Annotated in this window: 15 protein-coding genes and 2 pseudogenes; 7 read left to right on the plus strand and 10 right to left on the minus strand. The window is 27.1% G+C overall.

Translation table 11 applies throughout. The annotated features are described in order from the left end of the window. The 3 genes from CLTHE_RS04980 to tyrP all read right to left on the minus strand — a co-directional run. On the minus strand, positions 1-282 hold a 282-nt coding region (locus tag CLTHE_RS04980; protein ID WP_242945619.1), incomplete at its 3' end, for a sigma factor. Positions 283-408: 126 nt separating this feature from the next. Then, on the minus strand, positions 409-1788 hold the full coding sequence (locus tag CLTHE_RS04985; protein ID WP_080022273.1) for an APC family permease: 1380 nt from the start codon (positions 1786-1788) through the stop codon (positions 409-411). An 86-nt stretch (positions 1789-1874) separates the two neighbouring features. Next, entirely contained in the window at positions 1875-3287 is a 1413-nt protein-coding gene (gene tyrP, locus CLTHE_RS04990) for a tyrosine-tyramine antiporter (protein WP_080022274.1), read from the minus strand. A 371-nt stretch (positions 3288-3658) separates the two neighbouring features. On the opposite strand from tyrP, the gene CLTHE_RS04995 reads away from it, so the two are divergent. Further along, entirely contained in the window at positions 3659-5542 is a 1884-nt protein-coding gene (locus tag CLTHE_RS04995) for a pyridoxal phosphate-dependent decarboxylase family protein (RefSeq protein ID WP_080022275.1), read from the plus strand. Positions 5543-5935: 393 nt separating this feature from the next. Here CLTHE_RS04995 and CLTHE_RS05000 read toward each other — a convergent pair whose 3' ends face one another. From CLTHE_RS05000 to sdaAB, 4 genes are all read right to left on the minus strand, one after another. Further along, positions 5936-6910, minus strand: coding sequence for a diaminopimelate dehydrogenase (locus tag CLTHE_RS05000; protein ID WP_080022276.1), 975 nt, complete (start codon positions 6908-6910; stop codon positions 5936-5938). Between the two features lie 44 nt (positions 6911-6954). Then, complete coding sequence (locus tag CLTHE_RS05005) at positions 6955-7713, minus strand: bifunctional hydroxymethylpyrimidine kinase/phosphomethylpyrimidine kinase (RefSeq protein ID WP_080022277.1); 759 nt, start codon at positions 7711-7713, stop codon at positions 6955-6957. 154 nt (positions 7714-7867) lie between these two features. Beyond that, positions 7868-8752, minus strand: coding sequence for an L-serine ammonia-lyase, iron-sulfur-dependent, subunit alpha (gene sdaAA, locus CLTHE_RS05010; protein WP_080022278.1), 885 nt, complete (start codon positions 8750-8752; stop codon positions 7868-7870). Position 8753: 1 nt separating this feature from the next. After that, complete coding sequence (sdaAB, locus tag CLTHE_RS05015; RefSeq protein ID WP_002598353.1) at positions 8754-9434, minus strand: L-serine ammonia-lyase, iron-sulfur-dependent subunit beta; 681 nt, start codon at positions 9432-9434, stop codon at positions 8754-8756. A 183-nt stretch (positions 9435-9617) separates the two neighbouring features. On the opposite strand from sdaAB, the gene CLTHE_RS05020 reads away from it, so the two are divergent. After that, entirely contained in the window at positions 9618-10103 is a 486-nt protein-coding gene (locus tag CLTHE_RS05020; RefSeq protein WP_080022279.1) for a hypothetical protein, read from the plus strand. Between the two features lie 34 nt (positions 10104-10137). Here CLTHE_RS05020 and CLTHE_RS05025 read toward each other — a convergent pair whose 3' ends face one another. Beyond that, on the minus strand, positions 10138-10467 hold the full coding sequence (locus tag CLTHE_RS05025) for a hypothetical protein (protein WP_002598355.1): 330 nt from the start codon (positions 10465-10467) through the stop codon (positions 10138-10140). A 240-nt stretch (positions 10468-10707) separates the two neighbouring features. Between CLTHE_RS05025 and CLTHE_RS05030 the strand changes: the two genes are divergently transcribed. Then, the gene (locus tag CLTHE_RS05030; protein ID WP_080022280.1) at positions 10708-11205 is read left to right on the plus strand and encodes a hypothetical protein; all 498 of its coding nucleotides are present in this window, start codon (positions 10708-10710) and stop codon (positions 11203-11205) included. A gap of 116 nt (positions 11206-11321) precedes the next feature. Beyond that, complete coding sequence (locus CLTHE_RS05035) at positions 11322-11813, plus strand: hypothetical protein (RefSeq protein WP_080022281.1); 492 nt, start codon at positions 11322-11324, stop codon at positions 11811-11813. Positions 11814-11855: 42 nt separating this feature from the next. Here CLTHE_RS05035 and CLTHE_RS05040 read toward each other — a convergent pair whose 3' ends face one another. After that, positions 11856-13514 carry a nucleoside kinase gene (locus CLTHE_RS05040; RefSeq protein WP_080022282.1) on the minus strand — a complete coding sequence of 553 codons (1659 nt, stop codon included), beginning with the start codon at positions 13512-13514 and terminating at the stop codon, positions 11856-11858. A 131-nt stretch (positions 13515-13645) separates the two neighbouring features. Here CLTHE_RS05040 and CLTHE_RS17005 point away from each other — a divergent pair. The 3 genes and pseudogenes from CLTHE_RS17005 to CLTHE_RS05050 form a co-directional block, all read left to right on the plus strand. Then, positions 13646-14125, plus strand: a pseudogene (locus CLTHE_RS17005) (DUF421 domain-containing protein); the annotation flags it as partial. A gap of 504 nt (positions 14126-14629) precedes the next feature. Beyond that, a pseudogene (locus CLTHE_RS17210) lies at positions 14630-14830 on the plus strand (YetF domain-containing protein); the annotation flags it as partial. Next, positions 14820-15200: a DUF4363 family protein gene (locus CLTHE_RS05050; RefSeq protein WP_080022284.1), complete on the plus strand. Its 381-nt coding sequence runs from the start codon at positions 14820-14822 to the stop codon at positions 15198-15200. The pseudogene CLTHE_RS17210 and the gene CLTHE_RS05050, both read left to right, overlap by 11 nt. Before the next feature lie 45 nt (positions 15201-15245). On the opposite strand, the gene CLTHE_RS05055 is transcribed toward CLTHE_RS05050, so the two are convergent. Beyond that, on the minus strand, positions 15246-15557 hold the full coding sequence (locus tag CLTHE_RS05055) for a DUF1540 domain-containing protein (RefSeq protein WP_080022285.1): 312 nt from the start codon (positions 15555-15557) through the stop codon (positions 15246-15248). Positions 15558-15559: the final 2 nt, after the last annotated feature.

The raw sequence follows: 15559 nt of genomic DNA on the forward strand, positions 1-15559 counted from the left end.
ATATTTATCAGTAACATTATTTATTAGTATTCTTATAATCCAAGTTTTAAAATTCTTAGTTTTTTTTAATTTTGAAATATTTATAAAAGCTTTATAAACTGTTTCTTGGTATATATCACAGGCATCATGTTCATTTTTTACATATAAATAAGCTGTTTTATAAATATAACTACTATGAATTTCTATTAACTTTTTAAAAGCTTCTTTATCTCCTTTTATTGCAATTTTAACTAAATTCTCCTCATTAGACATAGCTTTATCTATTTTAATTACCCCTTCCATAAACATCCCCTCTCATTTTTAAATCCGGATTTTTAATTACACATATTAGACGTATAAAAAATTTAAAAAGTTTCAAAAATAAATTAAGATAATACTTTTGTAGTATTATCTTAATTTATTTCCTTATTATATTGTGTTTTCCTCTTTCACTTTAGAATGTTTTTTCCCATAAATAAAATAACTTATTATCAAAATTACAATAATTACAGTTGCAATTAAAATAGTAGACTCTTGTAAATTTGTAATTAGAAACAAACAACAAGCAACTCCTAATGTAGGTAATAACGGAACTAGCGGTGTTTTAAATTCTCTTTTTATATTAGGATATTTTTTTCTAAATATAATAATGGAAAATGAAATTAATCCATAAACAATAAGCATAGCTAAACTTGCAAAATTAGCAAGTTGATTTAAATTTACAAACTCAGCTAAAAGAGCTCCCACTATACCTACTATCCATAGAGCAACATAAGGTACATCTCTTTTATCTTTTTTTCCAAATATCTTAGGTAATAATCCATCTATGCTCATAGTACTCAGTATTTGAGATGTTGAAAAATTTCCCGCAAATATTACTGCAAGTATTCCTATTACACTTCCTAAGGAAACTATCATTTCTATAAACGGCCTATTTGAAAGCTTCAATGCATATGCCAAAGCATCTGATACATTTAAATGTATATATGAAGTTATTCCAGTTAAAACTCCTGAAACTGCTACATATATAAATGTACATACTGCTAATGATACTAGAAGCCCTATGGGCAAAGATTTTTTAGGATTTTTTACATAAGGTGCTGCCGATGCTGTTGCATCAAATCCACAATATGCGAAAAAAACTGTTGCTGCTCCTGATAAGACTCCTGTTATTTTATATGGTAAAAACGGTATCCAATTTTTTGTATTCATATAGAATATTCCCACTATTACAAATAATAAAATAACTCCTATCTTTGTAAAAACCATTATATTATTAACTTTTTTACTATTTTTTGTTCCACATGAAATTATAAACGTTATAAATAATATTGATAATACAGCTGGAAGATTTACAATTCCACCTTGAGAAGGGATTGTGGTAAATTCTTTTGAAAAATGTATTCCAAAAGAACCTAGAAAATTTAATAAATAGGATCCCCAACCTGATGCTACCGTTGCTGTAGCTAAAATATATCCTATTATAATGGCTAATCCAGCCACATATGCGACTATTTCCCCCATTGTTACATATAGAAATGTATATGACCCACCTGAACTTGGTATTGTTGCACAAAGTTCAGCATAGCAAAGTACTATAATAGCTGCCGCTATTCCTCCTATTAGAAATGAAAACATAACACCTGGTCCTGCTTCCTTAGCAGCAACTATTCCTGTTAAAACCATTACTCCTGTCCCTATTACAGATCCAATACTTAAAAGTGTTAAGTCTAAAGTACCTAAATTCTTCTCACTAGACTTTACGTGCTTTGAAACACTTTTTATATCTTGGGTTTTAAATATACTCATTTAACTTCACCTACTTCCATTTGTGGAAAAACCAATCCTATATTTAAAATAAGATTGGTTTTTATCAGTTTAAATCTATTAACCTTCTAAATATCCTTTTTTCTCCAACTTGGTTTTCTACATTTGTATATGATAAGTGGAATTACTATACTTACTATTGTTGCAATTACTTGGAATCCAATATAGAAAGTATATTGACTTGGTTTAAATATTGATGGAGGTATTAAACTAACTAAAATAGTTAGTGATACTCCAAATAATGCTAGTATTGCCACAATCCACATTATACCATTATTTTTAGCACCTAATCTAAAAGGTCTTTCTATTTCTGGTCTACTATATCTTAATTTAATAGCTGATATACAAATTAATATATAAACAACACAATAAAGAATAGTTGTTGTAATCGTAATCATAAAGAATGCACTATTTACATTTGGTATTGCAACGTATGCTAATATAAGAATAGAAACAACTATAGCTTGTATCATTAAGAAAGTTATTGGAATATCTCTTTTAGTTCTTTTTTGAAATATTCTTGGTAAATTACCTTCTTCAGCAACTTTTATCATTGCTTTAGATGGTCCAAGAACCCAAGCACTCATTTGAGCAAGTACACCTATTAGTATCATTAATGAAATAATATTATTGAAAATTATAGGTATTCCAAGTCCCTTACAGTAAATAACAAATGGTTGTGTTATATTAGCTAATTGAATTTGCCCATTTGGTATAGCATTTGAAACTGTTAATCCAGCAATTAAGTTTAATGCAACTAATATTAATACAGATGCTATAACTGCAATCGGATAGTTTTTCTTAGGGTTATCAATATTATTAGCATGTACTGATGATATTTCAACCCCTGCAAATATAAATATAATTCCTGAGAAATAAGTTAATGTTCCAAGTTTATGGAAATTTGGAACTAATTTATGTGCTTGAAATGCTCCTAAGTATCCATGAGGATTTAATCCGAATTTATACGCATAAGCAATACCTAATATAACTAACGCAGCAAATGGTATATAAACTCCGATTAAAGCTCCAAAGTTACCTACAACTTTTACCATATCAAATTTTAAGTTAAGTAAAGTAACTCCCCAGAACGAAACTAAAACACATATAAGAACGAAAATATTATTTTGTGATAAGGAATAATCATTAACTACATATCCTAATAATACCCCTATAGTAGTACCAACCATAACCATACCAGTCATCATTTGTACCCATAATAACCAAGAAGTAACAAATCCCCATTTAGGTCCTAATGCTTCTTTAACCCAAACCTGCGGTCCTCCTTCTTTTGGCCAACCTGTTGCAAGCTCAGCTGCAATTAATGCAATAGGAATTGCAAATATTACTACAGCAGCTATAAAATAAGTTATTTCTGTCCACCCATTTATAGCTAAAGTAGGAACACTTCTTACAGTACCAAAGAATGCCATTGTAATACCAATAAGTTGAACTAAACTAAGCTTTTTCACTTTATTCATGTGACATCGCCCTCTCTTTTATTTAATTTGTGTAAATATTTTAAACCTATAATTAATAAATCGTAATAAATTTTAATTGATTTGTCTTAATTAATTTGTTAATTACTATCTACACTTTTTGTTATAATACTAATTTAAAACCTTGTCAATTTTCAATTTGTTAAAAAATAATATTATTTTTCATTTATTTTTAGTGAATCTTACTTTTTACTTAAATAATGTTTATTAAATTTATCCAATTGTAAATTATTAATTAAATTTGGTAATTTTTTTAATGAATGTTATGTTTTTACCTTTTTGCTTTTATATTTTTACTATCTTAGAATCAAATCATAATGAATGTTAAATCTACAAACAAAGGAGTGATTTTTATGGAAAATAAAAAAAATATAAATGTAGATGCTTTATTTCTTGGACCCAAAGCAGAAAATGAAGAATTCTTTTTAAAGAATTTAACTAAAATGTTTACTGAACATTCTCAATGGAGAAAGAACTTTCATCCTGAAGATGGAGATGTAATAACTTCAACTAGAGCTAGAAAAGAAAGTTTTATTGATACTCAATGTAAAACAGAAGAAATGCTTGAAGAGTTATCTTGTAAATTAAGATCTAATATGATGCCATGGCATTCTATGAGATATATCGGTCATATGAATACTGATACATTAATGGCCTCTTTATTAGGATATTTTGCAGCTATGCTATATAACGGAAATAACTGTGCTTACGAGGGTGCACCAGCTACTACAATTTTAGAAGGTGAAGTTGGTGAAGACTTCTGTAGACTCTGTGGAATTGATTCTGATACAGGATGGGGACATATATCATTAGATGGTACTACTGCAAATTTAGAATCATTATGGTATATGAGAAATATCAAATCTATTCCTTTTGCTATAAAAAAAGTAGCTCCAGAAATAGTTGAAGAAATGACAGAATGGGAATTATTAAACCTTTCAGTTAAAGATACTTTAGATTTATTAGAAAAAGTTCCAGATAAATTCGATAAAATAAAAAATAACTCTGCTAGATGTGATGCAAATTTAATAACTAAGTTAGGTAAATTATTAGTGCCAAAAACTAAGCATTATTCATGGCTTAAGGCCGCAGATATCTTAGGCATTGGTGGTGATAGTTTAATTGAAGTACCAGTAGATGAACATTTCAGAATGGATATTACGGCCTTAAAATCAATAATTGAAGAAACAACTAGTAAAAATATTCCTATATTAGGAATCGTTGCTGTTGTTGGTTCAACAGAAGAAGGTGCTGTTGACCATGTTGATAAAATAATAGAATTAAAAGAATATTTCCGTAAAAAAGGAATTAATTTCTATTTCCATATTGACGCTGCTTTCGGTTCATATTGTAGATCAATGTTCTTAGATGAAGATTATAACTTTATACCTGAAAATCAGTTAAAAACTAAATATAAAGAATATGAAGTATTCCAAAACTGTGAAGCTATAAACTGGCCATCACATGATGTTTATAAAGCTTTTGAAGCTATAAAAGAAGCTGATAGTATAACTATTGACCCTCATAAAATGGGTTATGTACCATATGCAGCTGGTGGTATTTGTATAAAAGATAAAAGAATTAAGGATTGTATTTCTTATTTTGCTAATTATACTTTTGAAAAAGGAATGGATATCCCAGTTTTACTTGGAGCATTTACTTTAGAAGGTTCTAAACCAGGTGCTTCTGCTGCATCAGTTTGGGCAGCTCATAAGGTTTTACCACTTAACATTTCAGGTTACGGTAAATTAATAGGTGCTAGTATTGAAGGTGCTAACATGTTTTATGACAGAATAAATAACCAAAAAACTTTTAAAGTTCTTGATAAAAATATAACTGTCAAAACATTAGTTGATCCTGATTTTAACATGATTAATTTTGCGTTTAACATTGAAGGGAATACTGATCTTAAATTAATGAATGAACTTACTCACGGATTCTATGAAGAAGCCTCATTCTGTACTAAATTATTTACAAATGAATTCATTACATCCCATACTATTTTATCTCGTGATGAATATGGAGATAGTCCTTTGAAATTTGTTAATACATGTGGTATTCCTGAGGAAGAATGGAAAAGAATTGGTTCTGTAAGTATTTTAAGAGCTACTTGTATAAACCCTTTCTTCTCTGATGAAAAAACTTTCAATGAATATAACGAAAAAATAAGTAAAGCTATAGTTAACGATTTAGAAATTGTTTTAAAAAAATTGAATCAAAATAATTTATTAAATTAAAATTATATAATTTAGTCCATTATATAATTTTAAGCTAATAAAAATAGCCCATTTATTAGCTTTACTATAACTTTATAAATAAAAGAGTGCTAATTTTAGCACTCTTTTATTTATATTCCAAAATGCACAACACAATAGTTACTATCTTTTTCCGACATTTTAAAAAAGCTTTCTAACTTTTCTAAAACATATTCTCTTTTTATAATTACTTTATTATATTGTCCACTTTGATAATATCTCTTAGCTATTTCATCATACTCAAGTTTATTTTCAAAAGTATATTCTCAAGTTAACTCTCTAACTCCATCTCCGATTGAAAATAAATTTTTCAAAGATTCTATTTCACCTTTTACTTTTTTTAAGAAAATAAAATGATTATACATAGTTTACCTTCTATAAAAGTTCTTTTCTTAATTGCTCAGGGCTTTTATTAGAAAGATATCCAAGTGGCATATCAAATACTGTTATAGCTCCAGTTTTACCTTCTTTAGCCATCTTATATACACCTCTTGCGTAAGCTACAAGTACACTTGAAGTAAATTCTGGATTACTATCTAAGTTTAATGAAAATTCTATTTTTTCTCTATTTCCAACTCCAGTAAGTCCAGTTCTTATAACAAATCCACCATGTGGCATACCAACATGATTTTCTTTTAATTCTTCTTCACTTATGAAATTAACTTCTGTATCATAATCTGAAAAATAATTTGGCATTTCTTTTATTTCTTTTTCTATTTTTTCTTTAGAAGCTCCTTCTTCTAAAACAACATAACATAATCTGCTATGCTTTTCTCTAACTGTTAATTCTGGGTTTCCACCATTTCTAACTTTTTCTAATGCTTCTTCTTTAGGAACAGTATATTGAATAGCATTTTTAACTCCTTCTATTCTTCTAATTGCATCAGAATGTCCTTGACTTACTCCTTTACCCCAGAATGTATAGTCTTTTCCTTCAGGAAGTATAGTTTCTCCCATTAATCTCATAATTGAAAATAATCCTGGATCCCATCCAACAGATATTAAACCTAATTTTCCACTAGTTTTTCCTACATTGTCCATTTCTGAAAAATAATCTGGAATATTAGCATGAGTATCAAAAGAGTCTACTGTATTAAACATTTCTAATATCATAGGTCCTTGTTCTGGTAAATCTGTTGCAGATCCACCACAAAGAATCATTACATCTATTATGTCTTTATAATCTGCTATTTTAGCTATGTTTACTGTTTTAATTCCTTCAATTTCTAATCCTTCTCTTCTAGTAAAAACTGCTTCTAAAGCTATATCTTCATTTTGTTTTATGGCACTTACAACTCCACGCCCTAAATTTCCATATCCTACAATTCCTACTTTTATCTTATTATTCATAACTACCTCCTTGGATAACATTGTTTTTATAATTTTATCACTTTTTAACTTTCAATTCCAATAAATCTTTTTGTATTTTTTTCTTCTTTTTCTATATATTCTTTTCCTGATTTTATTGATGTCTTTAAACTAAAACCTTTTGCTATACTTGCAGCAATAGCTGCTGACATTTTTTCTCCTACTATATATGTATCTTGAATATTTAAATTTTCACTTTTAAAATACGTTAACTCTTCTCCATCATAAAGAATATCTATTTCATCATCTTCTGACTTTAGGTTTCTTATAAGTACATTTACAGGACCTAAAGCTTTTAACTTTTCTACTATATCTTCTATTTCATTTATATCATATATTTTAATATCAAGAAGCTCTTCAATATCTTTTTTACTTAATATTAAAAGATATGCTAATGGAAAAATTTCTTTTATAAGAGCTTTTTTTTCACTTGAAGATAAGATACTTTCTCCATTTATATTTATTAATTGGGGATTTACAACTATATTAGGAATACCTCTAGTTCTTCTTAAAGTTTTTCCTACCATTTTTATAGCTTCTGTATTTACAATAGTCCCTATTTTTATAACACTAAAATCTACTTCCTCAAAAACAGCTTTTATTTGTGATTTTATAATTTCTGGGCTTACTCCTTCTATTTTAAATTTACTCATTTTATTTTGCGCTATTATAGAAGTAGTTACACTTGAACATAAAATATTGCTCTTTATAAAGGTTTCCATATCTTTTTGTATTCCAACCATACCTATACAATCAGCACTTGATATAGTTAAAGCTCTTCTCATATTAATCACTCCTTTTCTCTAATATTTTTATAATTCTTTATATTTTATTTAATTATATCTAAAAAGACTACTTAGTTAATTAAAAATATATGTCAAAATGAAAAAGGATATAAGAATTTAATTATAAATTCTTATATCCTCATAGATTTATATGTTATTCTTCCCCAAAAGCTTTCTTTTTTAATTCTAATCCAGCTTTAGTTACAGCTACTCCACCTAATGCTGTTTCTCTTAATGAAGCTGGCAATTCTCTTCCTACTTTGTACATTGCACTTACTGCATCATCAAATGGAATTTTAGAATCTACTCCAGCCATTACTAAATCTGCTGTACAAAGAGCACTTATAGCTCCTGCAGCATTTCTTTTTGCACAAGGAATTTCAACAAGTCCTGCAACTGGATCACATACTAATCCAAGTATGTTTTTTATTACAATTGCACCAGCATCCATACTCATTTTTGGTGTTCCTCCCATAAGAAATACTACTGCACCTGCTCCCATAGCTGCTGCTGAACCACATTCTGCTTGACATCCACCTTCTGCTCCTGAAAGAGTTGCATTCATTCCTATTATTGTTCCAATAGCTGCTGCTGCAAAAAGTCCTTCTATCATTTCATCTTCAGTTTTTCCAAGCTTACCACCAGCTGAAAGAATAACCGCTGGAAGAATTCCACAAGAACCTGCTGTTGGGCAAGCAACTATTTTTCCCATTGAAGCATTTACTTCTGAAGATGCAAGAGCCATTGACATTGCCATAACAGTAGTTGTACCTGTTAAAGTTTCACCTTTTTTTAAATATTCATTTACTCTAAAGCCATCTCCACCAATTAATCCTGTAACAGAATATACTTCTTTTGACATTCCTTCTGTTACTCCATCAATCATTACTTTAAGATTAGCTCTCATTTTTTCTATTATTTCTTCTCTAGATAATCCTGATTTATCTACTTCCATTCTTATAGCGTATTCACTTAATGATATATTTTCTTCTTTACATATATTTATAAGTTCTTCACCACTTCTAGCTATTTTTTGCATATTAAACTTCCTCCTGTACAGGATTTATCATTATAACTTTAGATACATTTTCTAAAGTTTTTATATTTTCTATTATTTCTTTCTCTATTGGATTATCCAATTCAAAAATCATAGTTGCTATCTGTCCTTTTTGCTTTCTAAATACACTCATAAATGCAATATTTATTTCTTTTTCATAAAGGAAGGCTGTTACATTTGATACTACTCCAGGAACATCTTTTTGAGATATTATTAAAGTTGGATATTCTCCTGTAAATTGAACTCTATTTCCATTTACTTCTGTTATTTTAATGCTACCTCCACCAATTGATGATCCCATAACTTCACAATGACTTCCACTCTTAGTCTTCATTATAAATTTAACTGTATTTGGATGTTCATCACCTAAATCTGCTTCTTTAAAAATATATTTTAATCCCACTTCTTTAGCTATATCCATTGAAGTTCTAAGTCTTTTATCACTTGGTTCCATTCCTAATATTCCAGCTACTAAAGCTCTATCAGTTCCATGTCCTTTATATGTTTTTCCAAATGAACCATGCAATAAAAATGTAACTTCACTTATTTCCTCTCCTGCAACAGATCTTGCAACTTTACCAAGTCTTGCTGCACCTGCGGTATGAGAACTTGATGGTCCTATCATAATAGGTCCTAATATATCAAATACTCCAACACTTTTCATTTTTTTCACCTTATCCTTTTATGTAATATTTTTATTATCTTATATACACTCAGTTTAATATATTTTTAGTCTATTAATCAAGAGTTAAAAATTAATCTCACTTATAAACTTTATTAATATTTTTATAATATTTTTGTGATACTATTAGAAGACTTTTTTATAACTTAAAGGAGGACTTTTATTATGAATGCTTTATTTATTATTGAAGTTATTTTTATACTTATTAACTTATTCTTTTTATTAAGAACATTCTTTAAAAGAATGAATATAAAAAAAGAAGGTAAATATACAATAATCAGAAATTTTAATTCTATGTTTTTTACAACTGCTATAGTTGCCATAGTATTTTTAGTTTACATATTTATGTATACGAAAGAATTTACACCTTTAACAAAATGGTTAGCTATATTTATAGTAATAGTATTGCTTTTAACTAGCTATTCTAATACAACTATTTTATTAGGATATTATAATTTTAGCTATATGTTCTATAATAGAAGCTATAAAGATTTAAAAACAGTTGGAATTGCAAATAGAAATAACGGAAAAGTTTTTGCTTTCATGTTTAAGGATAGTTCTAAATTTTCTTTTACTATTTCTAAAAACAATGGTTCTATATTATCAGAAGTATTAAAAAGAAAATCTGTAACTGTTAATCATATTAAATAAAAAAAGCCTAAGATTAATTCTTAGGCTTTTTTTATTATTTAAAAAGACTTTTATAAAAGTTATCAAATCCATCATCACTTATTTTTACTTCTGAATCATCATTTACATAAAACTTATTCATAGTTGAAACTATTAAATCAAATTTTTGAATATTATTTTCTTCTAATAATACTGTATAAAGATATGCTAAATGATCTTGCATATACTCTTGTATTTTTTTCATATCTTCATCTGTTATTTTTCCTTCTTCATACATCTTTTTAATAGGTCCATTTCTAAAAGAAAAATAAGCTGATGCTTTAGCTATATTTTGTATGTATTCTTTTGCTTCTCTCTTTTCTTCTTTACCTTCAAATTTAATCAAATCTTTCACCTCTTAATTTATTTATATATTACTTTTATTTAACAATAAATAAATAGATTTATCAATATTCCTTAGTATTTCATTTAATTTTAATATTTAGTTCATTTTTATTTAATATAATATTCTTTTTATATTGCTATTATTTATTCATATTTATATTTATGGATTATTTTATCTCTTTTTGGATAATATAATATATATTTTTCATATTAATTTAAAAAATGGAAGGGAGATATATTTATGCAAATTTTAATTTACATAGTTATAATCGGATTAATATTTGTTTTATCAAAAAATATTATAAAACCTTTTGGTGCTCAATTAAGATTAAAAAGGTCTGCTGACTCAATAACTATTTCTAATCTTGCCCCAATAACTTTTACATATGTTATAGTAGTACTTCTAATTCTTGCATATACTCTATATGATGTTAAAAGCTTAAACCCAATTATACTTGCAATTTCAGCTGTATTTATAATTTTAGCTGTAACTTCTGGAATAGTTAACTCTAGAATTGTTATGGGAAATAAAGAATTTTCTTATATGTATAGTATGATGAAATTTTCCGAAATGACAAAAATAGTTATTACTCCTAATATAAAAAGATCTGGAAGATATGATATAACAATTAGAAAAACTAATGGCGGAGAATTAAAATTCTCATTAGATGAATCTAAAAAAGAAATGTTTAAAGATTATATGAATAAGCATGGTAAACGTGCTATTGAAAGAAATTAAGAGAAAGTTATACCAATAAGTATTTTATTAAAAGTATTGTTGGTATAACTTTTTTAATAAATTTAAGTATTTTACTCTATATTCTTCATAATTTTAATACGAAAGAAGGTCTTATTTTGAATACCGCTATATCAAATATTATATTCGCAGCTTTAATAATTTACTTTGCTTTTAGTTTAAAAAGAACTTTTGATAGAAAAAAAGATATCTACTCTCAAGGTGAGTGTAATGAATTTTCTTATTATCCTATTAGCTTCTTTGTTTATATAGCTATTGATATAATTTTATTTATACTATTAATATTTAAATATAAAAATTTAGACATGATAGAAATAATTCTAGGTTTTATATTTATACTGATTATGGCTATTTCTACTTTTTTAAATACAAAAGTTATTCTTTCTCCAAAAGGATTATTTTTCAATTATTATTTTGTTCAATATAAAACCGTATCAAAATTAGATATAATTTCTATTAAAAATAAATATAGAATAAACTTTTTAAAAGCTGATAAAATAATATTCTCTCTAAAAATAAATAAAACACAAAAAGATATGATTAAAAAATTTATCTCAGCCCATTCTAATCTAGAAATATCCGAAAAATAAAAAAGACTTTTTCAAATTTGAAAAAGTCTTTTTTTAATTAATTTAATAGTCATAAAAACAACTTCCACCAATAAACTCTCTAAATATAGAGTTTTCTGGAACATATTCCATTGGTATTTCTTTAAAGAAACTTAAAAATGATTTTAATCTATAAGCTTCTGCATAAACTGGACTATCTTTTTTTATTTTATTTAATTCTTTTAATGCAAAAGGTTTTAAAACTGACAATTCATAAACAAGAGTTGAGTTAAACATATCCTCGCAATCTTCTTGATATACAAATATATTTTTCTTTTCTCCTCTTTTTATAGAAGGCCACATTTTTAATGTATCTTCTCCTCCATAACCTCTTGATAGATAATCTCTTACTATTCTTCTTATTTTTCTTACATCAGTAGTATGAATTCTATTATGATTATCAAGATTTAATTGAGTTAAAGCTGAAATATAAACTTTATATTTATTTTCTTCTTTAACTTTTTCTGTTAACTTAGGATTTAATGCATGAATTCCTTCAACAATAAGTATTCCGTTTTTAGGTAATCTAAGCTTATTTCCATGCCATTCTCTTTTTCCTGTTTTGAAATTATAAGAAGGAACCTCAACCTCTTCTCCATTTAAAAGCTTTATAAAATGCTCATTTAAAGTTTTTAAATCTAGTGATAAAATAGATTCAAAATCATATTCTCCATTTTCATCTTTTGGGTTATCTTCTCTATTTACAAAATAATCATCAAGAGAAATAGGAACAGGAACAAATCCATTTACTCTTAATTGAATACTTAACCTTTTTGAAAATGTAGTCTTTCCTGAAGAAGATGGACCTGCTATAAGAACCATCTTAATTCCATGTTTATTTGTAATATTATCTGCTATATAAGCTATTTTCTTTTCATGTAATGCTTCTGACACCATTACAAGCTCTCTTATTTTTCCGTCTTCTATTTTTTTATTTAAACTTCCTACATCTCCAACTTCTAATATTTCTAACCATTTTTCAGTTTCATAAAAAATATTAAAAAGTTTTTTTTGTTCTTTGAATTCTGGTAAATTATAAATATCATCTCTCTCTGGATATCTTAATATGAACCCTGGTTCATAATATTTTAAATCAAAGGTTTTAATTATTCCTGTAGATATTGCCATTAACCCGTAAAAGTAGTCATATCTATCCTCTATTTTATATAAATCTATCGAATCTACTTCCATTGATTTTAAAAGAGACACCTTATCATCCATTCCTTCTTTATCAAATAATTCTATTGCCTCTTTCTTAGTAAAACTATTTTTTTCTATAGGAAGGTCACTGTTTATTATTTCTATCATTCTCTCTTTTATTTTTTCTACTTCTTCTCTATTTAAAATAGTTTTTTTATGAATCTCTCCAAAAATGCATTTGCTTATAGAATGTTCTATAGTTATCTTTGATTGAGGAAATAAATCAAATGCTGCTTTTACAAATATAAATTGTAATGTTCTTTTATATACATTCATTCCTTCTTGTGAATTTAACTGTACTAAAGTTAAGTTTCCTGACTCTTTTATTTCAGAATTTAACTCGTAGTATTCATAATTTAACCTACATAAAATTACACTATCTTTTATTTGGCTATAATGACTATTTATTATATCTATAAATTTTGTATTTTTCCCAACTTCAATTATATTTCCATCTTCAAGCGTTATATTATATTTTTCCATAATAAATGCCTCCTCTCTTCTATTATCATTATATTACTTTGAATATTTCTATGAAACAAATTTTATATATTATTTTATGAATATTTGTTTTATTTTTGAGAATATTATTTTTATAAGGAGGAGCTTAAATTATGCTTATACTTTTAGCAAGAACAGTAATATTATACTTTTTAGTTATATTAGTAATGAGACTAATGGGGAAAAGACAAATTGGAGAACTTCAACCTTATGAATTTGTAATAACTATTATGATTTCTGACCTTGCGTTACTTCCAATGCAAGATGTGAAGTTACCTTTACTTCTCGGAATAGTTCCAATACTAACATTATTATTATTGAAACTTGGTTTATCTCAATTACAACTTAAAAGTCAGTTTGCTAGAAAAATAATAGATGGTGAACCTACTATTTTAATATATAATAGTAAAATACAATATAAAAATTTAAAAAACCAACAAATAAATTTAGATGAATTAATGGAAGAATTAAGACTAGCTGGCTATTTTGATTTAGAAGAAATTCAATATGCTATTTTAGAAAACAATGGAGATATATCAATCCTTCCTAATCAAGCACAAAGTTCTCAAGGCTCAGGCAGCTCTCAAAATTCCGGTTCACAAAGCTCTGGTAATCAAGCATCAAGTTCTCAGAATTCTAGTAATCAAGCTTCTGGTTCTCAAAATTCTAGTACCCAAGCTTCCGAGACTCAAAACTCCAGTAATCAAGCCTCTGGTTCTCAGAATTCTAGTAATCAAGCCTCTGATTCTCAAAATTCTAGTACCCAAGCTTCCGGGACTCAAAACTCCAGTAATCAAACCTCTGGTTCTCAAGATTCTGGTACTCAAGCTTCAGATTCTCAGAATTCTAGCAATCAAGCCTCTGGTTCTCAGAATTCTAGTAATCAAACTTCTAGTTCTCAAAATTCTGGTACTAAAGGTTCTAGATATAAGAAACCTAAAACAAAAAAATCTAAATCAAAGAAAACAGGTACTAAAAATACTAAACCCCAAAATTCTGGATCTCAAAGTTCTAGTTCCCAGAGCTCTAGTTCTCAAAATACAGGATCTCAAACTATGTCAGAAAATTCTAATTCAAATAAATTATTATTACCTAAAATTCTAGTTTGTGATGGCAAAATAAATAAAAATTCTTTAACTAAAGTAAATCATGACACTGAATGGGTAACCAATAAGCTTAAGGAATATGGTATAGATGATATGAAAAAAGTTTTAATAGCTTTCTTTGATACACAAGGAAATTTCAAATATCAACTTTTTGATAACTACACTAAGGAGAATACACAAAATGAAAAATAATATTATTTCATTAGTACTTTTTGTACTTTTAATTGGATTAGTATTTTTTGCACGCGGAAGGCTTATACATTTGTGTGAGCATATAGAAACATCTTGTGATTCAATTGAAATGGCATTAGACAATAAAGACTATGATAAAGCCTATGATGAATCTGTAAAATTACTAAATATTTTAGAAACTGATACTGCATTTCATGCAATGTATATATCTAATACAGATATTGAAAATCTTATAAATAATTGTACATCTATAGCTATATATTCTAAATTAAAAAATGATAGTGATGCTTCAGCAGCATTACATATCCTTAGATTGTCATCTAGGTCTATAAGAAATTTACAAGAACCAACTTTAGAAAACATATTATAAATTTATAAAAAGCTTAAATTGATTAACAATCTAAGCTTTTTTATATTATCTTTCCACAAAGGTATTACATTGTGTATCTGACTCATAACTTTTCAGATTGTTTCCAACTTCAATCTCTTTTGCCGTACACATTTGAGCTTTATTATAGATGCATTTATCTACGCAACAATTTATGTATAAATTAGGATTTATATCTCTTATGTCACTTCTTAAAGCTTCATACTTATAATCGAAGTTTTTGCATCTCGTATCGCTTGGAATCTCAGCCTCTTGTCCTCCTACTGTTATTTCAATATTACAACAACAGTTTTGTTTATTATGATTACAATCAGTAACTCCACATCTTAATGTAGTCATTT

Source organism: Clostridium thermobutyricum DSM 4928 (assembly GCF_002050515.1).
In the GTDB taxonomy this organism is placed as follows: Bacteria; Bacillota; Clostridia; order Clostridiales; family Clostridiaceae; genus Clostridium; species Clostridium thermobutyricum.